Origin of the sequence: Rhizobium sp. K102, from assembly GCF_022385315.1 — a bacterium.
Taxonomy (GTDB): domain Bacteria; phylum Pseudomonadota; class Alphaproteobacteria; order Rhizobiales; family Rhizobiaceae; genus Rhizobium; species Rhizobium croatiense.
Genome location: NZ_CP092436.1, coordinates 594,417 through 615,756 on the forward strand (window position 1 = coordinate 594,417; position 21,340 = coordinate 615,756).

Genomic DNA, 21,340 nt, shown 5'->3' on the forward strand with positions numbered 1-21,340 from the left:
GTGTCGGACCAGTGAACCTCAGAGTCTGCCGTCGGCCTCGGTGATACCTTTCGTCAGGCTGCCGGTTGCTGGGAAGAGCGGGATGAGGCAGGCCTGCAGGGCGTGGTAGATGTCGGCCTTGCCGGGGAAGAGCGAATGCGAGGGAACGAGGTCCTCCGTCAGTTCCTCGTGCCAGCCGCCGTTCTTGTGGTCGATGAAGGCGCGCTCGATCACGTTCCAGATCTTGCGGTAGCATTCCTCGTGGTAGTCGCTCGGCAGGTGCTCGTTGAGGAAATGGGCGGCGGCGGCGCCCTCGCAGGCCGGCCACCAGAGCTTGTTGCGCTTGGCGGGCGTGTCGTTCCAGTCGAGCGTATAGAAGAAGCCGCCCTTGTCACTGTCCCAGCCGAGCGCCATCGACTGCTCGAAGAGGGCCTTGGCTGCATCCGGCATCCATTCGATGCGTTTGCCGCCGAGCACCCAGAGCTGCAGGATGAGGCGGGCCCATTCCAGCCAGTGGCCGGGCGTCGTACCGGCCGGGCGGAACATTTCGTTCGGATGATAATATTGCTTGTCGAGCTTCCATTCGGCGTCGAAATGTTCGGCGACGCGCCAGTCGACCGAGCCGGCCGCGCGGCGGATGACGAGATCGGCGATGCTTTCGGCCTTGGTGAGGTATTGCTTGTCCCCGGTCGCTTCGAAGGCGGCCATCAGCGCTTCTGTCAGGTGCATGTTGGAGTTCTGGCCGCGATAGGCGCCGCCGTCGAGCGGCTGCCAGTCGGCGGTGAATTCCTCGGCGATCGCGCCGTGGCGCGGTTCCCAGAACTTGGTGTTGAGGATCTCGGTGATGTCGGCAAGCATGCCGTCGGCGAGCGGATGGCCGATCGTCTTGGCGGAGGAGGCGGCGAGCAGCACGAAGGCGTGGCCGTAGCCCTGCTTGTTGCTGTCGACCGGACCATTATTGTCGAGCGACCAGAAATAGCCGCCATTCTCTAGGTCGCGGTGATGGTTCCAGAGATAGTCCATGCCGTGGTCGACGAGGTCGGCAGCACCCGGACGGCCGAGCAGGGCGCCGATGGCAAAGCAATGCACGGCGCGCGCGGCGATATGGATGCTGCGGATCTGCCCCTCGGCGTCGAGCGGCTTGCCGGTATCGTCGAGGTCGTAGAAGCCGCCCTTGGAATTGACCGAATTGTGCTGGAAGAAATCGAAGAGGCCGTTTGCCTGGTCGAGCAGCCAGGCGCGATGATAGGCGCGGCTCGTCCAGTTTCCAAGCGCGACGTTGCCGGTTGCGGGTGCCATGATACTCCTCCGATTTGGTGGGCAATGCGTATCAATTGCCTATATAGAGGCCGTTCAAGCCTGTCATCTGGCGAGGCTTGCAAAGCACGAAATCGACAGGCATATATTGACATAAAGATATCTTTATGTGATTTGGACTGTCTGGTCTTACGACGTCAAGGAGCCTCCCGTGTTTGACAACCTCTTTGGTCCGGAAACGGGCAAGCGTGACGGCAATGAAGTTTTCGCAGCGCTGCGCAAAGCCGCCAGCGAACGCATCCTCGTCCTCGACGGCGCCATGGGCACGCAGATCCAGGGGCTCGGCTATGACGAAGACCAGTTCCGCGGCACCCGCTTCATCGGCTGCGCCTGCCATCAGAAAGGCAATAACGACCTTCTGATCCTGACCCAGCCGGATGCGATCGAAGAAATCCATTACCGCTACGCCAAGGCCGGCGCCGATATTCTCGAGACCAACACCTTCTCCTCGACCCGCATCGCACAGGCCGATTACGCGATGGAAGGCGCGGTTTACGACCTCAACAAGGAGGGCGCCGAGATCGTCCGCCGCGCGGCACTGCGCGCTGAGCGCGAGGACGGCCGTCGCCGCTTCGTCGCCGGCGCCATCGGCCCGACCAACCGCACCGCCTCGATCTCGCCCGACGTCAATAATCCCGGTTTCCGCGCCGTCACCTTCGACGATCTGCGCTCCGCCTATGGCGAGCAGATCGACGGGCTGATCGACGGCGGCGCCGACATCATTCTGATCGAGACGATCTTCGACACGCTGAACGCCAAGGCGGCGATCTTCGCCTGCGAGGAGCGCTTCGAGGCCAAGGGCGTGCGCCTGCCTGTGATGATCTCCGGCACGATCACCGACCTTTCCGGCCGCACGCTCTCCGGCCAGACGCCGTCGGCCTTCTGGAACTCGGTGCGCCACGCCAATCCCTTCACGATCGGGCTGAACTGCGCGCTCGGCGCCAATGCGATGCGTCCGCATCTGCAGGAACTTTCGGGCGTCGCCGACACCTTCATCTGCGCCTATCCGAACGCCGGCCTGCCGAACGAATTCGGCCAGTATGACGAGACGCCGGAACTGATGGCCGCGCAGATCGACAGCTTCGCTCGCGAGGGCCTCGTCAACATCGTCGGCGGTTGCTGTGGCTCGACGCCGGAGCATATCAAGGCGATCGCCGAGACCGTTGCCAAGTACAAGCCACGGCCGATTCCCGCGCATCGCCCCTTCATGTCGCTGTCGGGCCTCGAACCTTTCGAGCTGACCAAGGACATTCCCTTCGTCAATGTCGGCGAGCGCACGAACGTCACTGGCTCGGCGAAGTTCCGCAAGCTGATCACCGATGCCGATTACGCGGCGGCGCTCGATGTCGCGCGCGACCAGGTCGAGAACGGCGCGCAGGTGATCGACATCAACATGGACGAGGGCCTGATCGATTCGGAAAAGGCGATGGTCGAGTTCTTGAACCTGATCGCCGCCGAGCCCGATATCGCCCGCGTGCCCGTGATGATCGATAGTTCGAAATTCTCGATCATCGAATCCGGCCTGAAGCGCGTCCAGGGCAAGCCGATCGTCAACTCGATCTCGCTGAAGGAAGGCGAGGAGAATTTTCTCGCACAGGCGCGGCTGTTGCACAATTACGGCGCCGCCGTCGTCGTCATGGCCTTCGATGAGACGGGGCAGGCGGACAATTACGACCGCAAAGTCGAGATCTGCACGCGCGCCTATAAGCTGCTGACCGAAAAGATCGGATTCCCGCCCGAGGACATCATCTTCGATCCGAACATCTTCGCGGTCGCGACCGGCATCGAAGAGCACAATAATTACGGCGTCGATTTCATCGAGGCGACGCGGACGATCCGCGAGCGCATGCCGCTCGTCCATATTTCCGGCGGCGTCTCGAACCTGTCCTTCTCGTTCCGCGGCAACGAGCCGGTGCGCGAGGCGATGCACGCCGTGTTCCTCTACTACGCCATCCAGGCGGGCATGGACATGGGCATCGTCAATGCCGGCCAGCTGGCGGTTTACGACAATATCGACCCCGAACTCCGCGAGGCCTGCGAGGACGTGGTGCTGAACCGCCGGCCCGACGGCACCGAGCGGCTGCTCGAAGTGGCCGAGCGCTTCCGTGGCGCCGGTGCAAGGGAAGGCCGCGTCCAGGACCTCTCCTGGCGCGAATGGAGTGTCGAGAAGCGCCTCGAGCATGCGTTGGTCAACGGCATCACCGAATTTATCGAAGCCGATACCGAGGAGGCCCGCCAACAGGCCGCGCGGCCGCTGCATGTCATCGAAGGGCCGCTGATGGCCGCTATGAACGTCGTCGGCGACCTCTTCGGCTCGGGCAAGATGTTCCTGCCGCAGGTGGTCAAGTCGGCGCGCGTGATGAAGCAGGCGGTCGCCGTGTTGCTGCCCTATATGGAAGAGGAAAAGCGCCTCAACGGCGGCGAAGAGCGGCAGTCGGCGGGCAAGATCCTGATGGCGACGGTCAAGGGGGACGTGCACGATATCGGCAAGAACATTGTCGGCGTCGTCCTGGCCTGCAACAATTACGAGATCGTCGACCTCGGCGTCATGGTGCCGGCGACGAAGATCCTCGAAACGGCAATCGCCGAGAAGGTCGATGTCATCGGCCTTTCCGGCCTGATCACGCCGTCGCTCGACGAGATGGTGCATGTCGCGGCCGAGATGGAGCGACAGGGTTTTGAGATCCCGCTGCTGATCGGCGGCGCGACCACCAGCCGCGTGCATACGGCGGTGAAAATCCATCCCGGCTACAACAAGGGCCAGGCGATCTACGTCACCGATGCGAGCCGCGCGGTCGGCGTCGTCTCGGCGCTGCTGTCGCCGGAGACGCGCCAGGGCTATGTCGACGATACAAGAGCCGAATATGCCAAGGTGGCGGCCGCGCATGCGCGCAGCGAAGCCGAGAAGGTGCGGCTGCCATTGCCGCGGGCGCGTGAGAACGCCCATAAGATCGACTGGTCGGCCTACCAGCCGACGAAGCCGCAGTTCTTCGGTACGCGGGTGTTCGAGGATTACGATCTGGCCGACCTTGCGAAGTACATCGACTGGACGCCGTTCTTCCAGACCTGGGAACTGCGCGGCCGTTTCCCCGCCATTCTCGAAGACGAGAAACAGGGCGAGGCGGCGCGGGCGCTCTGGGCCGATGCGCAGGCGATGCTGAAGAAGATCATCGACGAGAAGTGGTTCCGGCCGCGCGCCGTTATCGGCTTCTGGCCGGCCGGCGCCGTCGGCGACGATATCCGCCTGTTTACCGACGAGAACCGCAGCCAGGAGCTTGCCACCTTCTACACCTTGCGCCAGCAGCTTTCGAAGCGGGACGGGCGGGCGAACGTGGCGCTCTCCGATTTCGTCGCCCCTGTCGCAAGCGGCGTGCAGGATTATGTCGGCGGCTTCGTGGTGACATCAGGCATCGAGGAGATCGCCATCGCCGAACGCTTCGAACGTGCGAACGACGACTATTCCTCGATCCTGGTCAAGGCGCTGGCCGACCGCTTTGCCGAAGCCTTCGCCGAGCGCATGCACGAGCAGGTGCGACGCGAATATTGGGGCTATGCCAGGGATGAGCACCTCAGCAATGAGGACCTCATTGGCGAAGCCTATGCCGGCATCCGTCCGGCGCCAGGCTATCCCGCTCAGCCCGACCACACCGAGAAAAAGACGCTCTTCAAGTTGCTCGATGCGGAACGCACCGCGGGCGTGAAGCTGACGGAAAGCTATGCGATGTGGCCCGGTTCGTCCGTATCCGGCCTCTATATCGGCCACCCCGACTCCTATTATTTCGGCGTCGCCAAGGTGGAGCGCGATCAGGTGGAAGACTATGCCAAGCGCAAGGGCATGGAAGTTTCCGAAGTCGAGCGCTGGCTCGGACCGGTGCTGAACTACGTGCCGCGTAAGGCGGACGAGGAGATTGAGGACGCCGCGTAAAAGACTACTCGCCGCTGTTCTTAATGCAATGAATCAAGAAATGATGAAGCCGGAAAGTGATTCACTTTCCGGCTTCATGGTTTTGAAAAATTGAGAATTTTTGGATTTAGCTTAACGGCGAACGGGATCGCTCTTCCTGGCTTTGGCAAGATCAAGAAACTTCGCTTTGATCATGGCGAAAAGTCCGGGCGGAATGAAGCCGTAGGCGAAGATTCCTCCGCTGCCCGGGACGGGCGAAAGTCCGCCATTCGGCCATTCATCGATGTTGTGTTCGGAGACGATGACCCAGCTCGGGGCGTCGTCCAGGCCGATTGCCTGCTTCACCTTCGGCGGGATTTCTATTCCGACGGTTTCGCCGGACGGCGGCGTGTGCGTGATCGGCAGCAGAACGACGTAGCGGGGATTGGCGAGGCTGTCGCTTGCCGCGACGAGGCAGGTGGGTCTGTCCTTACCCTGGTCGCGACCCGCCAAGGCTTCGCGCGACCACAGGTAATCATAGCGCACGACGAGGCCGGGCTTCGGCTCGGGAATGGAGGCCATGATGCGTTATTTCAGCAGGTCATCGAGAGAGGTTTGGGCAGCATCCATTTCGGCTCTCTCGACGGCATCGATAACGACGGACAAGGCATCGGCGGTCATGTGCGTCCGTTGCGCGGCAGCCCTCAGCCAATCATAATGCTCGGCAGACATCAGAACGAATTCCCGGCGGCCGTGACGTGTGATCTCGACGGGTTCGCGCTGCGCCTGATGCTGAAACTCGCCGAATTTCCGTTGAAATTCCAGAGATGTGGTTCGAGCCATGACTGGTTACCCGATTTCGATACCCGAATTATACGTATAATTCGAATATGCTCAAGCCGTCAGGTAACCCCGATCGTCAGCTCAGCGACGAAATCATAGGCATCGCCGCGATAGAGCGAGCGGGTGAATTCCACGGCGCGGCCGGAGCCGAGATAGGAGATGCGCTCGATCGACAGACCGGCGGCGCCGACGGGGACGCCGAGAAGCTGGGCGTCGGCTTCCTTCATATTGGTTGCGGAAATGCGCTGCACGGCGCGCACCGGGCGGACCTGGAGGCGTTCGAGTTCGGCGTAGAGCGAATTGGTGACGACGGACGGATCGGGCAGGAATTCACCGGAGACGCTGGCATTCTCGATTGCCAGCGGCTGATCATCGGCGATGCGCAGGCGGGAGAGGCGCGAAACTTTCACGTCGGTGCCGAGGCCGAGGATCATCATCTCGTCGGGCGAGGGGGTGTGCACACCCTTGTGCAGCCATTCGGAGCGGGAAGTCATCCCGCGGCGCGCCATGTCCTCGGTGAAGGAGGTGAGCTGCGACAGGCGCTGCTCGACCTTGGAGACCGGTTTGGCGACGAAGGTGCCGGAGCCGTGGCGGCGCACCAAGAGGCCGTCGGCGACGAGGTCGTCGATCGCCTTGCGCACGGTGACGCGGCTAACAGCGGCAAATTCGGCGATATCACGTTCCGGCGGCAGCGCATCGCCGTGACCGAGCGTGCCGGTGCGCACGGCCTCTTCGAGCGTGCGGCGCAGCTTGACATAGAGCGGGCCGGTGCCGGCGGCCTGCAGGCGTTGTAGGGACAGGAGGGTAGCGAGGTCGTCGGTCATGCCGCACCTCTCTGCCGGTCGTTCAAAAGCTTGACGGCGAGTTCCACCGCACCCTGCAAGGCATCGCCCTTGGGGCTGGCAAGCCGCGATCTGTAACGTTCGGAAAGCCACGGTTCATAGGCTCCGGCAAGGCCGCCGAGCAGGCAGATCGATGGGCATTCGGGCCAGAGCAGTGCGTCAAGGCTTTCGCCGATTGCCGTTGCCGCATCCGTGACGATGCCGACCGCGACGGCATCGCCCTTGGCCGCATGGTCGAAGACAACAGGCGCATAGCGAGCAAAATCCGTCGGTCTTGCCGAATGCGCGAATTCGACGACGCGCTCCTGATCGTTGCCGTATTCGGCCATCAGCGCTTCGGTGATCGCAGAAGCCGGACGCACGCCGTCACGGGCGAGCAGTGATCGTTCCATGAGATCGCGGCCGAGGCGGGCGCCGCTCGCCTGGTCGCCGACGACGAAGCCCCAGCCGCCGATGCCGTTCAGCCGGCCATTTTTGCGGGCATTATAGACCGAGCCGGTGCCAAAGGCGCCGACGATGCCGTCGGAGTCGCCGAGCGCGCCCTGTAGGGCGATCAGCGCATCGGTGACGACGCGGCCTTCGGCAAAAGGCAGGGCCCTTTCGATTCGCTCGCCATAATCCGTGACATTGGCGCCGGCAACGCCGACGACTGAGGCAACCGACGAGATTGTTTCATCGGCAAGCCCGGCATCACGCAGCGCCTGCCGGGCGGATTCGACGATGTTGAGAAGGGAATTTTCCAGGTCGGACAGGATATTGGCCGGGCCTGCTTTGCCGCGGCCGATGATATTGCCGTTTCTGTCTGCGACCGCGGCCCGGCAGCTCGTTCCACCGCCGTCTATGCCGATTGCAAGCTCCGTCATCGGGCCTCCGAATATGCCGTTCCCCGTGTTTTTCTACAATACCAAAAAAATACCATTTACCAAGTGGGAAAGATGGAGAAAATTCGTCTTTTTATCATATTGATTTTGTTGATTAAAATTTTTTAATGAATTTTTGGAGGGCGAAAAGTTAAAATCGACTGGACAATTGGTATTTTTTTGGCCTTAATTCGGTAAAAGGGAACAGCACATCGAAGCTAGCGAAACCGGCAGCTAAAGCCAAACGGAACCGCTTCGAGGATGATCGAGAACGACCCGCCGCCTGATGTCAGGCCGGTGGCGAAATTCAGCATCCATCGGCTTTTCCCGATCGATTTTGCCGCGCCCGATGCAGGTGATGGGGCAGCGCGCAGTCCGGCCGCAAGCGATCCCGCCTTTGCGTCCGTCGAGCTTTCGGGGCCGGCAGGTGCTGGCGGCCCTCCAAGAGGCGTTGGGTGTTTCCTCAAGCACGCCAACTGCTTGTTTCAGATCGAAAACAGCGCCTTGCGGCGCTCAAAACACAGGAGAGGGAAATGAAAAACACTGCTCTGAAAAGCCTGCTGCTTGCCTCCAGCCTGCTGACGTCGGCCGGTCTCGTGCATGCCGCCGACGTTACGCTGACGGTCGAAAGCTGGCGCAATGACGACCTGCAGATCTGGCAGGAGAAGATCATTCCGGCCTTCGAAGCGAAGAACCCGGGCATCAAGATCGTCTTCTCGCCGACCGCGCCGACCGAATACAACGCCTCGCTGAACGCCAAGCTCGATGCCGGCTCCGCAGGCGACATCATCACCTGCCGTCCGTTCGACGCCTCGCTCGAACTCTTCAACAAGAAGCAGCTCGTCGACATCACCAGCCTGCCGGGTATGGAGAACTTCTCGCCGGTCGCCAAGGCCGCCTGGACGACTGACGACGGCAAGTCGACCTTCTGCGTGCCGATGGCATCGGTCATCCATGGCTTCATCTACAACAAGGATGCCTTCGACAAGCTCGGCATCTCCGTGCCGAAGACCCAGGACGAGTTCTACGCAGCACTCGACAAGATCAAGGCCGACGGCACCTACATCCCGCTCGCCATGGGCACGAAGGACCTCTGGGAAGCCGCCACCATGGGCTACCAGAACATCGGCCCGAACTACTGGAAGGGTGAAGAGGGCCGCGAAGCCCTGATTGCGGGCAAGCAGAAGCTGACCGATCCGGAATGGGTCAAGCCCTATGAGGAGCTTGCCAAGTGGAAGCCCTATCTCGGCGACGGTTTCGAAGCGCAGACCTACTCGGACAGCCAGAACCTCTTCACGCTCGGCCGCGCCGCGATCTATCCGGCCGGTTCCTGGGAGATTGCGCTGTTCAACACGCAGGCGCAGTTCAAGATGGGCGCCTTCCCGCCGCCGGTTCCGAAGGCCGGCGACACGGGCTACATCTCCGACCATCCCGATATCGGCGTTGCCCTGAATTCGAAGAGCACGCATGCCGAGGAAGCCAAGAAATTCCTCAGCTGGGTCGCTTCGCCCGAATTCGCCGACATTTACGCCAATGCGCTGCCGGGCTTCTTCAGCCTGAACTCCACCCCGGTCAAGATGTCCGATCCGCTCGCTCAGGAATTCGTTTCCTGGCGCGGCCCGTACAAGTCGACCGTGCGCTCGACCTATCAGATCCTGTCGCGCGGTACGCCGAACCTTGAAAACGAGACCTGGGTCGAGTCGGCCAACGTGATCAACGGCACAGATACGCCGAAGGTCGCTGCCGAAAAGCTCCAGAAGGGCCTCGACAGCTGGTACAAGCCGGCCAAGTGATGATGCGGAGGGGCGGCGTTCGCAGCCCCTCATCCGGCCTGCCGGCCACCTTCTCCCCGCTCGCGGGGAGAAGGAGACTCGCAGCGACCTCCCAGAGCCCAATGTCATCAGGGCGCGTACCCTCTTCCCAGGCGGATAGAGGGTTAGGGCGGGAGCATATTTTCCATCTCAGCTGCGCCTCGCGGCCATTCGACAAGAACAGGCAAAAGCCATGAGCGAAACCGACAAGGCGATCGATATCGTCCCGATCAAGCGCCCGGTGCGCTGGCACATCTTCGTCTTCATGCTGCCCGCGGTAGTCGTCTATTCCGCCGTCATGGTGCTGCCGCTCATCGAGACGCTCAGGCTTTCGCTCTACAATACGGTCGACGGTCAGCCGGCCTTCGTCGGGCTCGCGAATTTCAAGGTGCTGTTCGGCGATCCGCGCTGGGCGCGTGATTTCTGGAATGCGCTCGTCAACAACCTCATCTTCTTCGCCATCCATATGTGCGTGCAGAACCCGATCGGCATTGCGCTTGCTGCCCTGCTTTCGGTGCCGAAACTGCGCGGGGTGGCCTTTTACCGCACGGCGATATTCCTGCCGACGCTGCTTTCCTTCGTCATTGTCGGCTTCATCTGGAAGCTGATCCTGTCGCCGATCTGGGGCGTGGCGCCCTGGATGCTCGATCTCATCGGGCTAAAATTCCTGTTCGCGCCCTGGCTCGGCAAGCCCGGATCGGCGCTGATCGCCGTGTCGCTGATCTCCAACTGGCAATATATCGGCATCCCGATGATGCTGATCTATGCCGCGCTGCTCAGCATTCCCGAAGAGGTGATCGAGGCGGCCGAATGCGATGGCATCACCGGCTGGGCGCAATTCTGGAAGATCAAGCTTCCGCTCATCCTGCCGGCGATCGGCATCATCTCGATCCTGACCTTCGTCGGCAATTTCAATGCCTTCGATCTGATCTACACCGTGCAGGGGGCGCTGGCCGGGCCTGACATGTCGACCGACATTCTCGGCACGCTGCTCTACCGCACCTTCTTCGGTTTCCAGCTGCAGCTTGGCGACCGCTCGATGGGCGCGACGATCGCTACCGTGATGTTCCTCATCATCCTCGCCGGCGTCTCGCTTTATCTCTTCGTCATCCAGCGGCGCATGCGTCGCTACCAGTTCTGAGGAGCGCGCATGTCCAAGGCACGCACATCTCCCATCCGCACCGGCCTCGTGCATCTGGCGCTCTCCGCCTATACGTTGGTCGCGCTGTTTCCTGTCTTCCTGACCATCGTCAACTCGTTCAAGGATCGCGCCTCGATCTTCCGCGAGCCGCTGATGATCCCGACACCGTCGACCTTCAGCCTTGTCGGCTACCAGACCGTACTCGGCCAGGGCGATTTCGCCACATATTTCCAGAACAGCTTCATCGTGACGATCATCTCGATCCTGCTGGTGCTGCTGTTCGGCGCGATGGCCGCCTTTGCGCTGTCGGAATATCGTTTTCGCGGCAATGCGCTGCTCGGGCTCTATATGGCGATCGGCATCATGATCCCGATCCGTCTCGGCACCGTGGCGATCTTGCAGGGCATGGTGGCGGCAGGCCTCGTCAATACGCTGACGGCGCTGATCCTCGTCTATACCGCGCAGGGCATTCCGCTTGCGATCTTCATCCTGTCGGAATTCATGCGCACGGTTTCCGATGATCTCAAGAATGCCGGGCGCATCGACGGGCTTTCCGAATACGCGATCTTCTTCCGTCTGGTGCTGCCGCTGGTGCGGCCGGCCATGGCGACCGTCGCGGTCTTCACGATGATCCCGATCTGGAACGATCTCTGGTTCCCGCTGATCCTGGCGCCCTCCGAGGCCACGAAGACGGTCACGCTCGGCTCGCAGATCTTCATCGGCCAGTTCGTCACCAACTGGAATGCGGTGCTGGCGGCACTGTCGCTGGCGATCCTGCCGATCCTCGTCCTCTACGTCATCTTCTCGCGGCAGCTGATCCGCGGCATCACCTCGGGAGCCGTCAAGTGAGCCAGGAAAAACCGATCCGCGTTCTCGTTGCCGGTCTCGGCAATATGGGCCGCAGCCATGCGCTTGCCTATCACAACAATCCCGGCTTCGAGATCGTCGGTCTCGTCAATCGCTCGACGCCGAAGCTGGAGCCCGAGCTGCAGGCCTATACGATTCATCCCGATTTCATGACGGCGCTGGCAGAGCTGAAGCCGGACCTCTGCTCGATCAACACCTATTCCGACAGCCATGCCGATTATGCCGTCGCCGCCTTCGATGCCGGCTGCCATGTCTTCGTCGAAAAGCCGCTGGCGACCACTGTGGCCGACGCCGAGCGTGTCGTGGCGGCGGCGAAGAAGGCGGGGCGCAAGCTTGTGATCGGCTATATCCTTCGGCATCACCCGTCCTGGACGAAGCTGATCGAGGAAGCGCGCAAGCTTGGCCCGCCTTACGTCTTCCGCATGAACCTTAACCAGCAGTCCAGCGGCCCGACCTGGGCGACGCACAAGTCGCTGATGCAGACGACCTCACCGATCGTCGATTGCGGCGTGCATTATGTCGACGTCATGTGCCAGATCACCGATGCCAGGGCGGTCGAGGTGCGCGGCATGGGACTGCGGCTCTCCGATGAGATCGTCGCCGGGATGTATAATTATGGCCACCTGCAGGTGCTTTTCGAAGACGGTTCGGTCGGCTGGTACGAGGCCGGCTGGGGGCCGATGATTTCGGAGACCGCCTTCTTCGTGAAGGACGTGATGTCGCCGAAGGGGGCGGTGTCGATCGTCATGGATCCGAACGCCAAGTCCGACGATATCGACACGCACACCAAAACCTCGGTGATCCGTCTACACACGGCCGAGACCGGCCCGGACGGCAAATTCATCCGGCCCGACCAGGATATGAGGATGACGGGCGAGCCCGGTCATCAGGCGCTCTGCGACCTGGAACAGGCTTTCATGCTGAGGGCGATCCGCGAGGATCTCAACCTCGACCGCCATATGGCGGATGCGGTGGCGTCGCTGCGCATCTGCCTTGCCGCCGACGAGAGCGTGCGTACCGGCCAGCCGGTCAGATTGTAAGGAAAAATCAGTGGGATCGCTTCAACTCAAATCCATCCGCAAGACCTATGGCACGCATGAAGTGCTGAAGGGCATCGACCTTGAAGTCAAAGACGGCGAATTCGTCATCTTCGTCGGGCCGTCGGGCTGCGGGAAGTCGACGCTCTTGCGCAGCATTGCAGGCCTCGAGGACGTCTCCTCGGGCGCCGTCGTCATCAATGGCCGCGACGAGACGCTGACGCCGCCGGCCAAGCGCGGCATCGCCATGGTGTTCCAGTCCTATGCGCTCTATCCGCATCTGACGGTCAAGGACAATATGGGCCTCGGCCTCAAGCAGGCGGGCACGCCCAAGAACGAGATCGACAGCCGTGTCGGCAAGGCTTCCGGCATGCTGTCGCTCGCCCCCTATCTGGCACGGCGTCCGGCCGAACTCTCCGGCGGTCAGCGCCAGCGCGTCGCGATCGGCCGCGCCATCGTGCGCGAACCGGAACTCTTCCTGTTCGACGAGCCGCTGTCGAACCTCGATGCGGCGCTGCGCGTTCAGACCCGCCTCGAAATCGCCCGGCTGCACCGTAGCCTGAAGGCGACGATGATCTATGTCACCCATGACCAGGTCGAGGCGATGACGCTGGCCGACAAGATCGTGGTGTTAAACGCCGGCACGATCGAGCAGATCGGCTCGCCGATGGAGCTTTACAATCGCCCGGCCAACGTCTTCGTCGCCGGCTTCATCGGTTCGCCGCAGATGAATTTCATCGCGGGGAGAAGGTCGGCGACCACAGCGCCAAGACGATCGGCGTGCGTCCCGAGCATATGACGCTGTCGCGCGAGCAGGGGAGCTGGGCGGCGAAGGTCGTGCATGTCGAGCATCTCGGCGCCGACACGATCATCTATCTGGAATCCGATCAGTACGGCCTGCTGACGGCGCGACTCTTCGGCGAGCATCAGTACGAGCCCGACGAGATCGTCTATGCGACGCCGGACCAGACGCGCGTGCATCGCTTCGATGCGGACGATCGGGCGATCCGCTGAACGATCCCATCATTCCGAGCGATGTAAAAGGGCGCCGTTTTCGCGACGCCCTTTTGCATGAACGGTGTGCGCGAAATCAGTCGCGGATGACGAGCAAATCAGCCGCCATGAAACGCAGCGTCACGGTTTCGCCGGCCTGCGGCGGGGTGACGCCGGGGCTGTTGAACATGTCGAAGGAGATGACATTGCCGCCGACATTCATGCGGGTGCGGATGACCGAGCCCAGGAAGTGGGCCGAGACGACCTGGCCGGTCAGCGCGGTATCGCTTCTGGCGGTGTCGGAGAGCGAGCCCGCTTCCGGACGCAGCGCCAGCGAGATGGTCTCGCCGGCCTTGTGAGCTGCGACCGACTGCTTCAGTGTGATCTTCTGATCGCCGATCTGGATGAGGTTGGCGTCGGGATCGACGACCTTGGCCTCGATCAGGTTCAGCGTGCCGACGAAGGAGGCGACGAAACGCGTGGCCGGCTTGTTGTAGATCTCGAATGGCGAGCCGATCTGGTCGGCCTTGCCGGCATTCATGACGACGATACGGTCGGAGATCGACAGCGCCTCTTCCTGATCATGGGTGACGAAAACCGTGGTGATGCCGAGCTGCTGCTGGATCTGGCGGATTTCCTCGCGTAGCGACACGCGGATCTTGGCGTCGAGGGCCGACAGCGGCTCGTCGAGCAGCAGCACCTGCGGCTTGACGGCGAGCGCGCGGGCAAGTGCGACGCGCTGCTGCTGGCCGCCCGACAGCTGGTAGGGATAGCGGTCGGCCAGGTGATCGAGCTTGATCAGGCCGAGCATTTCCTTGACGCGGGCGTCGATCTCAGGCTTCGGGGCGCCGGCGACCTTGAGGCCGAAGGCGACGTTGTCGCGTACGGACATGTTGGGGAACAGCGCATAGGCCTGAAAGACCATGCCGATATTGCGCTGGTTCGGCTTCAGCGCGCTCTGGTCCTTGCCGTTGATGGTCAGCGTGCCGCCGGTCGGGGTTTCGAAGCCGGCGATCATGCGCAGCACCGTCGTCTTGCCGCAGCCAGACGGCCCCAGGAAGGAGATGAATTCGCCCTTCTCGATGTTCATGTTGAAATTCTTGACGACCTGGACCGGACCGAAGGATTTCTGGAGATTGTTCAGTGTGAGAAAAGACATGAGCCGGTTACCTTAAGCCTTTGCCGGGCGGGCTTTGCCGAAACGGGAAACGAGATTGAGCAGGCCCATGCTGAGCCAGGTGATCGAGAAGGCGATGACGGCGAGCGCCGAAGGCTCATAGGCCTTGTTGGCGCCGACGAGCTGCAGATAGGGGCCGAAGGCCGGGCGGTTGAGCAGGGCGGCGAAGGTGAACTCGCCCATGACGATCGCGAGCGTGATGAAGGCGCCGGATAGCACGCCGCTCATTACATTGGGGAAGATGCAGCGGAACATGATGGTCGTCCAGCGGGCGCCGAGGCTTTCGGCCGCCTCCGTCAGCGTGCGGACGTCGATGGCGCGCATGGCGGTATCGACGGCGCGGTACATGTAGGGCAGCGACAGAGTGATATAGGAGAAGACCAGCAGGGCGTTGGTGCCGGTCGTCGAACCCGTCAAGGGCAGGTAGGACGACGAGTTGTACATTCTGAGGTAGCCGAACACGATGACGATCGCCGGAATGACCAGCGGCAGCAGCGTGATGAATTCGACGACCGGGCGCATCTGCGGCAGTCGCAGCCGCACCCAATAGGCCGTCGGCACGACGAGCAGCATGCCGAAGATGATGGTCAGCAGCGCCATCAGCATGGAGTAGCCGAAGGTTTCGCGGAACTGGGCGTCCGAGAAGACCGACTGATAGGCGTCGAGGCTGTATTCGCCGCGGCGCATGCGCAGCGAAAACTCGATCGTGCCGAGCAGCGGAATGATGAAATAGGATGCGCCGAGAATGATGGCGATCCAGGCTCCAATGCGTTGTGTTTTCATTTCTGCCACCGCTCGGCGCGCATGCGCAGCATGAGGTAAAGGACGTTGGAGACGCCTGTGATGACGATCATGCCGAGCGCGATGGCGTAACCGAGATTGGCATTGTGCAGAACGTCGCCGCGGATCTGCGCATAGAGCAGGATCGGCACGATGTTGAGCGAGCTGCCGGTCAGCGCGAAGGCGGTAGCGATGGCGCCGAAGGCGTTGGCGAAGAGAAGCAGCGTGGTGCCGAGCAGGCTCGGCCAAAGGATCGGCAAGGCAACCATCGTCCAATATTGGCGGTTGGTGGCGCCGAGGATCTGCGAGGCTTCGCGCCATTCCTTCTTCATGCCGTCGAGTGCCGGCGTCAGGATCAGCACCATCAACGGGATCTGGAAATACATATAGGTCAGGGTGAGGCCGAAGAAGGACAGCAGGTTGAAGCCGGTGCCGTAGAGGTTGAAGCCGAACCATTCCCGGAGGAACACCGTCACGAGGCCGGTGCGGCCGAGCGTTGCCAAGAAGGCGAAGGCGAGCGGCACCCCGGCGAAATTCGAGGCGACGCCGGAAAAGGTCAGCAGCGTCGAGCGCACCGAGGCGGGCAGGCCGCCGAGCACGACGGCCCAGGCGAGGAAGAAGCCGATCAGCGCGCCGCCGAGAGCGGACGCCACCGAGACCTTGATACTGATCCAGTAGGCGCTCATGATTGATGGAGTGAAGAGATCGCCGATATTCTTCAGCGTGAAATCGCCCTCGGGCGTCAGGAATGCGCCCACCACGAGATAGAGCGTCGGGATGATCAGGAACAGCAGAGAGAAAATGATGAAGGGTGCAATGCCCAGCCAGTCGATCACGCGGTCTTTGTTGATCAAGGGGGCGCTGCTCACCATCGGCGTTGAAACGGTACTCATGAAAAGCTCATCCTGGGCATCGGAGTGAGAAAACCTCCCCGCCTTTGGGGGCGGGGAGGCAGGATCGGAGTTTACTTAACGTTGGCGCCGACGACGCTATCCCAGTTCTTGGTGATGGTTTCTTTGCCGGCGGCCTGCTCTTCGAGCGTCGGGAAGACAGCCTTTTCATAGGCTGCTGCCGGCGGCAGCTTGTCGAGCAGTTCCTTCGGGATCTTGTTGTTCTTGGCAAGATCGTTGAAGCGGATCGGGTGGCAATAGCCCTTCAGCCAGCCAAGCTGACCTTCGTCGGAATAGAGATATTCCATCCAGAGCTTGGCAGCATTCGGGTGCGGAGCGAAGGCGGAGATTGCCTGGACGTAAACGCCGGCGACGACGCCCGTCTTCGGAACGACGACTTCGAACGGAGGATTGCCCTTCAGGCTTTCACCCCAGGACATCGCGTTGTAGTCCCAGGCGATGATGATCGGCGTGGAGCCCTGTGCGAAGGGCGCAGCCTTGCCGACGACAGGCACGAAATTGCCGTTCTTGTTGAGCTCGGCGAAGTACTTCAGGCCTTCTTCGCCCGCCTTGGCGGCGTCACCGCCCGATGCGGAAAGACCAGCGGCATAAACGCCTTGGACAGCCTGGTTGGCGCTGCGCGGATCACCTGCCAGCGCGACGCTGTTTGCATAGTCGCTCTTCTTCAGATCTGCCCAGTCGGCCGGCGATTCCTTGACGAGGTCCTTGTTCACGAGGAACGAGAGAACGCCGTAATAGTCGCCGTACCAGTAGCCTTCGGCATCCTTGGCGCTGTCCGGGATCGAATCCCAGGTGGAAACCTTGTAAGGCTGGATCAGGCCGTCCTTCTTGGCGGACGGGCCGAAGGAGAGGCCGACGTCGATGACATCGGGGGCCTGTGGGCCGGTATTGCCCTTGTTGGCCTTGATGGCTTCGATTTCGTCGCCCGAGCTTGCATCCGGATTCAGCTCGTTGACTTCGATACCATACTTCGCTTTGAAGCCGGCAATGACGTCGCCATAGCCGCACCAGCTGTGCGGAAGAGCGATCGTGGTCAGCGTGCCTTCTTTCTTGGCGGCGGCGATAAGTTCTGCGCTCGGTTCTGCAGCGGCAATCGCGGTCGAAGCCACGATCATCGCAGTAGAAAGCGACAGAAGTCGAGAAATGTTAGAGATCACTGTTGTTCTCCTTCGGGTTTTCAGTGTCTGGCGATGCTGTTAATGAGCTTACATGAAGCTTGTGTGACGGCTGCATGACGGTGGTTTTGCATGAATAGCAGGCGCTTGTGACAGATGTATCATTTGCGACAGCGCGATCTGTTTCCGTAAAAATCAGCCATTGTTTTTCCTCCCTTTGGTCTTGTCCTCCTAGCCCGGTTTGCGGAAAAGCTTGGTCTGCTCGAACAGGCCTTCCAGTGTCTTCATGCGTTCCTTCGTCTCGTCCCAGGTGGAGTTCTGAACGGCCTCGATCAGCGCCTCGACGATGAAAAGAGTGACGACGGAGGAATCCCAGGCCGAGGGCGCTTCGATCCGGACGCGGAAGGCGTGGCGGGCAAGTTTGGCGGCGGGTGAACCCCATTGATCGGTGAAGACGACGATTTCGGCGCCGCGCTTGCGGGCGGCGGTGGCGAGACTCACCATCTCCTGCTCGTAGCGGCGGATGTCGAAGATGATCAGAATGTCGCCGGCATTCATGTTGAGGACATATTGCGGCCAACTGCTGGAATTGGATGACAGCAGCGTCGTCGCCGGCCGGATCACCTGCATATGGGTGAAGAAATATTCGGCAAGCGCGCCGGTGATGCGGCCGCCGACGAAATAGAGGCCGCGCTTGCGATTGGAAAGCAGCGAAGCAACGCTGTCGAAGGTCGCGGTGTCGAGATCGGTCAGCGTCTGGCGCAGATTGCCCATGATCGCATCGGCAAAACGGTTGAGAATATGGGTCCCCGGCGCGTTCTGCGCCCAGCGATCGTGCTTGGCGATCGGGTTGGAGATGGTCGCCTCGACCTCCAGATGCAGGTGCGCCTGAAAGTCTGGATAGCCCTTGAAGCCGAGCTTCTGCACCATGCGCACCACGGTCGGCGTCGAGACCCCCGCATTCTCGGCGATTGTGGTGATGCTGCCGAGGCCCGAAACCGGATAATTGTCGAGAAGGCTTTCGGCCAGTTGCTTTTCAGCACGCGTCAACAGCCCGAAATGCGAGTGTATGACGTCCGAAACCGTCTTCGACGCAACTGTCACCTGATTGCTCCCCGGGATGGTCTGGCGCCATTTTCCCAATCGAAGTTAACAACGCTGTCACAATCCATGTCAACTACTGTCATGAAAAGAAATTTTCAGAGAATGCTTGACACTCGTCGGAACCTGAAGAATTCTTTTCTAATAAGGAATTTGTTAAGGAGTGGCGCCTTTGGTGCTGGCCCGGCCGAAAATCCTCAGTGAAGCCGACGGCGATTGCGTCGGGATCGAACGCGCCGGCGGCCGGAGCCCGGTGCTTCTCGTCTGTGAGCATGCTTCAAACACGCTTCCCGTCCAATTCGGCGATCTTGGCCTGCCAGGCGAAGCGCTCGCGAGCCATATTGCCTGGGATCCGGGGGCTCTTTCGGTCGCCCGCGGCATATCGCAGGGGCTCGATGCGACGCTCGTCTACCAGCGTTTCTCCCGGCTCATCTACGATTGCAACCGGCCGCCGAGCTCGCCCGGCGCCATGCCTGAGAAAAGCGAGATCTATGCCATTCCCGGCAACAAGGATTTGACCGCCGAGGAACGGCTTGCGCGCACCGACGCGCTCTACGTGCCCTTTCACGACGCCGTTCGCGGGCTGATCCGCGATCGCCGGGCGAGGGGGCAGGACAGCGTCATCGTGACGATCCACAGCTTCACACCGGTTTATCACGGTCGCGAACGCGCGGTCGAGCTCGGCATATTGCACGACGAGGACAGCCGGCTTGCCGACCGCATGCTGGGCGCCGCCACCGAGGCGCCGCTCTACAGGACGGAACGCAACCAGCCTTACGGACCCGAGGACGGCGTGACCCACACGCTGATCCTGCACGGGCTTTCGAACGGCTTGCGCAATGTAATGATCGAGGTCCGCAACGACCTCATTTCAGACGATGTCGGCCAAGGGGTCATGGCCGACTATCTAAAAGGGCTGCTCCAGCAAAGCCTGGACGCCTGATAAAAAAGAAGACCCGAGGGAGCAGTTTAACTGCGGACGTCCGCATGGCGAAAATGCCGCGGGCAATTGGCACTGAACCGGCCCGCAATCCCGCGGCCGATCGTGAACAGGGGGAAGTCATGTCGGATTATTCCGAACTGGACAAGAAGCAGGATGTGCACATCCTGCATTCCATGGGCTATGCCCAGGAACTCGAACGACGCATGAGCTCGTTCTCGAACTTCGCCGTCTCATTCTCCATCATCTGCATCCTTTCCGGCGGCATCAATTCGCTGGCGCAGGCGACTTCGGGCGCCGGCGGCGCGGCGATAGGCATCGGCTGGCCGCTCGGCTGCTTCATCTCGCTCGTCTTCGCCGTCGCCATGGCGCAGATCAGCTCGGCCTATCCGACGGCGGGCGGCCTCTATCACTGGGGCTCGATCCTCGGCAATCGCTTCACCGGCTGGCTGACCGCCTGGTTCAACCTGCTCGGCCTCGTCACCGTGCTCGGCGCCATCAATGTCGGCACCTATTATTTCTTCATGGGCTCCTTCGGCACGACCTATCTCGGGCTGACTCGACTCGACGACGGTGCGCATCATCTTTCTGGTGATCATCACCGGCGCGCAGGCGCTGGTGAACCATATGGGCATCGGATTGACCGCGAAGCTGACCGACTTTTCCGGTTATCTCATCTTCGCGACGTCGATCGCTCTTGCGGCCGTCTGCCTCATCGCGGCGCCCTCCTACGAGATCAGCCGTCTCTTCACCTTCGCCAACTATTCCGGTGAAGCCGGCGGCAACGTCTGGCCCTCCAACTCCGGCGCCTGGGTCTTCCTTCTCGGCCTGCTGCTGCCGATCTACACCATCACCGGTTATGACGCCTCGGCCCATACCTCGGAAGAGACGGTCAAAGCCGCAGAATCGGTTCCGCGCGGCATGGTTTCGTCGGTGCTGTGGTCGGCGCTGTTCGGCTATATCATGCTGTGCGCCTTCGTCCTTATGCTACCGAACATGGACGACGCGGCCAAACAGGGCTGGAACGTGTTCTTCTGGGCGATGGACAGCCAGGTCAATCCTGTTGTCAAGGACATCCTCTATCTCGCGATCTTCATCAGCCAGTGGCTGTGCGGCCTAGCGACCGTTACTTCAGTCTCCCGCATGATCTTCGCCTTCTCGCGTGACGGCGGTCTGCCGGCGTCGAAGGCGCTGTCGAAGGTCAGCCCGCAGTACCGCACGCCGGTTGCTGCGATTTGGACCGGCTCGATCCTGTCGGTGCTGTTTGTCTGGGGCTCTTCGCTCGTCACGATCGGTGAAACGCCGGTCTATACGATCGTCGTCTCGTGCACGGTTATCTTCCTGTTCTTCTCCTTCGCGATTCCGATCACTCTCGGCCTATTCGCCTGGGGTACGTCGAAGTGGGACAAGATGGGCCCGTGGAATCTCGGCGAGGGCGTCTTCAAGTTGTTTGCCGTGCTGACGATCATCGCGATGATCCTGATCTTCATTCTCGGCATTCAGCCGCCGAACGAATGGGCGCTCTATATCACCGTCGGTTTCCTTGTGGTCACCGGGATCGTCTGGTTCGGCTTCGAAAGCCGCCGTTTCAAGGGTCCGCCGATCGGTGCTGAAGTGGCAAAGCGCCAAGCCGAGATCGCGGCGGCCGAAGCGGCTGTCGGCGAAAGCGGCGAAAACTAGGCGTCGACACTTCCCTCTCATGGCGGGGCCGCTCCTGCGGCCCCGCCACCGGTTCAACGAAAA

Annotated in this window: 16 protein-coding genes and 2 pseudogenes; 8 read left to right on the top strand and 10 right to left on the bottom strand. The window is 61.4% G+C overall.

The features are described from left to right. Window positions 1-18: 18 nt before the first annotated feature. Window positions 19-1,278 (bottom strand): AGE family epimerase/isomerase, encoded by a 1,260-nt coding sequence (locus MHI61_RS08855; protein ID WP_239791706.1) that lies wholly within the window; start codon window positions 1,276-1,278, stop codon window positions 19-21. A 169-nt stretch (window positions 1,279-1,447) separates the two neighbouring features. On the opposite strand from MHI61_RS08855, the gene metH reads away from it, so the two are divergent. Beyond that, window positions 1,448-5,221, top strand: a complete 3,774-nt coding sequence (metH, locus tag MHI61_RS08860) for a methionine synthase (protein WP_239791707.1) — start codon at window positions 1,448-1,450, stop codon at window positions 5,219-5,221. A 111-nt stretch (window positions 5,222-5,332) separates the two neighbouring features. On the opposite strand, the gene MHI61_RS08865 is transcribed toward metH, so the two are convergent. From MHI61_RS08865 to MHI61_RS08880, 4 genes are read right to left on the bottom strand one after another with little or no spacing between them, the layout of a single operon-like run. Then, window positions 5,333-5,761 carry a hypothetical protein gene (locus MHI61_RS08865; protein ID WP_239791708.1) on the bottom strand — a complete coding sequence of 143 codons (429 nt, stop codon included), beginning with the start codon at window positions 5,759-5,761 and terminating at the stop codon, window positions 5,333-5,335. Between the two features lie 6 nt (window positions 5,762-5,767). Then, on the bottom strand, window positions 5,768-6,022 hold the full coding sequence (locus tag MHI61_RS08870; RefSeq protein ID WP_239791709.1) for a type II toxin-antitoxin system prevent-host-death family antitoxin: 255 nt from the start codon (window positions 6,020-6,022) through the stop codon (window positions 5,768-5,770). Window positions 6,023-6,081: 59 nt separating this feature from the next. Continuing rightward, window positions 6,082-6,846, bottom strand: a complete 765-nt coding sequence (locus MHI61_RS08875; RefSeq protein WP_239791710.1) for a GntR family transcriptional regulator — start codon at window positions 6,844-6,846, stop codon at window positions 6,082-6,084. Then, window positions 6,843-7,727 (bottom strand): N-acetylglucosamine kinase, encoded by an 885-nt coding sequence (locus MHI61_RS08880; protein WP_239791711.1) that lies wholly within the window; start codon window positions 7,725-7,727, stop codon window positions 6,843-6,845. Before MHI61_RS08880 ends, MHI61_RS08875 begins: the two co-directional genes overlap by 4 nt. Window positions 7,728-8,257: 530 nt before the next feature. On the opposite strand from MHI61_RS08880, the gene MHI61_RS08885 reads away from it, so the two are divergent. The 5 genes and pseudogenes from MHI61_RS08885 to MHI61_RS08905 all read left to right on the top strand — a co-directional run bounded on the left by MHI61_RS08885 (window position 8,258) and on the right by MHI61_RS08905 (window position 13,594). Then, window positions 8,258-9,517 (top strand): ABC transporter substrate-binding protein, encoded by a 1,260-nt coding sequence (locus MHI61_RS08885; protein WP_239791712.1) that lies wholly within the window; start codon window positions 8,258-8,260, stop codon window positions 9,515-9,517. Window positions 9,518-9,728: 211 nt separating this feature from the next. Next, window positions 9,729-10,676, top strand: a complete 948-nt coding sequence (locus MHI61_RS08890; protein ID WP_239791713.1) for a sugar ABC transporter permease — start codon at window positions 9,729-9,731, stop codon at window positions 10,674-10,676. 9 nt (window positions 10,677-10,685) lie between these two features. After that, window positions 10,686-11,525, top strand: a complete 840-nt coding sequence (locus MHI61_RS08895; protein WP_239791714.1) for a carbohydrate ABC transporter permease — start codon at window positions 10,686-10,688, stop codon at window positions 11,523-11,525. Next, window positions 11,522-12,583, top strand: a complete 1,062-nt coding sequence (locus MHI61_RS08900) for a Gfo/Idh/MocA family oxidoreductase (protein ID WP_239791715.1) — start codon at window positions 11,522-11,524, stop codon at window positions 12,581-12,583. The genes MHI61_RS08895 and MHI61_RS08900 overlap by 4 nt, the downstream gene beginning before the upstream one ends. A gap of 10 nt (window positions 12,584-12,593) precedes the next feature. Then, window positions 12,594-13,594: pseudogene (locus tag MHI61_RS08905) on the top strand (ABC transporter ATP-binding protein). 76 nt (window positions 13,595-13,670) lie between these two features. Here MHI61_RS08905 and MHI61_RS08910 read toward each other — a convergent pair. The 5 genes from MHI61_RS08910 to MHI61_RS08930 all read right to left on the bottom strand — a co-directional run bounded on the left by MHI61_RS08910 (window position 13,671) and on the right by MHI61_RS08930 (window position 18,660). Next, window positions 13,671-14,732, bottom strand: coding sequence for an ABC transporter ATP-binding protein (locus MHI61_RS08910; RefSeq protein WP_183836998.1), 1,062 nt, complete (start codon window positions 14,730-14,732; stop codon window positions 13,671-13,673). Between the two features lie 12 nt (window positions 14,733-14,744). Beyond that, complete coding sequence (locus MHI61_RS08915) at window positions 14,745-15,533, bottom strand: ABC transporter permease (protein ID WP_239791716.1); 789 nt, start codon at window positions 15,531-15,533, stop codon at window positions 14,745-14,747. Beyond that, a complete protein-coding gene (locus MHI61_RS08920) occupies window positions 15,530-16,423 on the bottom strand; it encodes an ABC transporter permease subunit (protein ID WP_239791717.1) in 894 nt (297 codons plus the stop codon). Before MHI61_RS08920 ends, MHI61_RS08915 begins: the two co-directional genes overlap by 4 nt. A gap of 71 nt (window positions 16,424-16,494) precedes the next feature. Then, window positions 16,495-17,598, bottom strand: a complete 1,104-nt coding sequence (locus tag MHI61_RS08925; protein WP_097578765.1) for an ABC transporter substrate-binding protein — start codon at window positions 17,596-17,598, stop codon at window positions 16,495-16,497. A gap of 189 nt (window positions 17,599-17,787) precedes the next feature. Continuing rightward, window positions 17,788-18,660 (bottom strand): MurR/RpiR family transcriptional regulator, encoded by an 873-nt coding sequence (locus tag MHI61_RS08930; RefSeq protein ID WP_097578767.1) that lies wholly within the window; start codon window positions 18,658-18,660, stop codon window positions 17,788-17,790. A 169-nt stretch (window positions 18,661-18,829) separates the two neighbouring features. Here MHI61_RS08930 and MHI61_RS08935 point away from each other — a divergent pair, with 169 nt between their 5' ends. Next, window positions 18,830-19,600 carry an N-formylglutamate amidohydrolase gene (locus MHI61_RS08935; RefSeq protein ID WP_239792810.1) on the top strand — a complete coding sequence of 257 codons (771 nt, stop codon included), beginning with the start codon at window positions 18,830-18,832 and terminating at the stop codon, window positions 19,598-19,600. A gap of 119 nt (window positions 19,601-19,719) precedes the next feature. After that, window positions 19,720-21,277: pseudogene (locus MHI61_RS08940) on the top strand (amino acid permease). Window positions 21,278-21,340 lie beyond the last annotated feature (63 nt).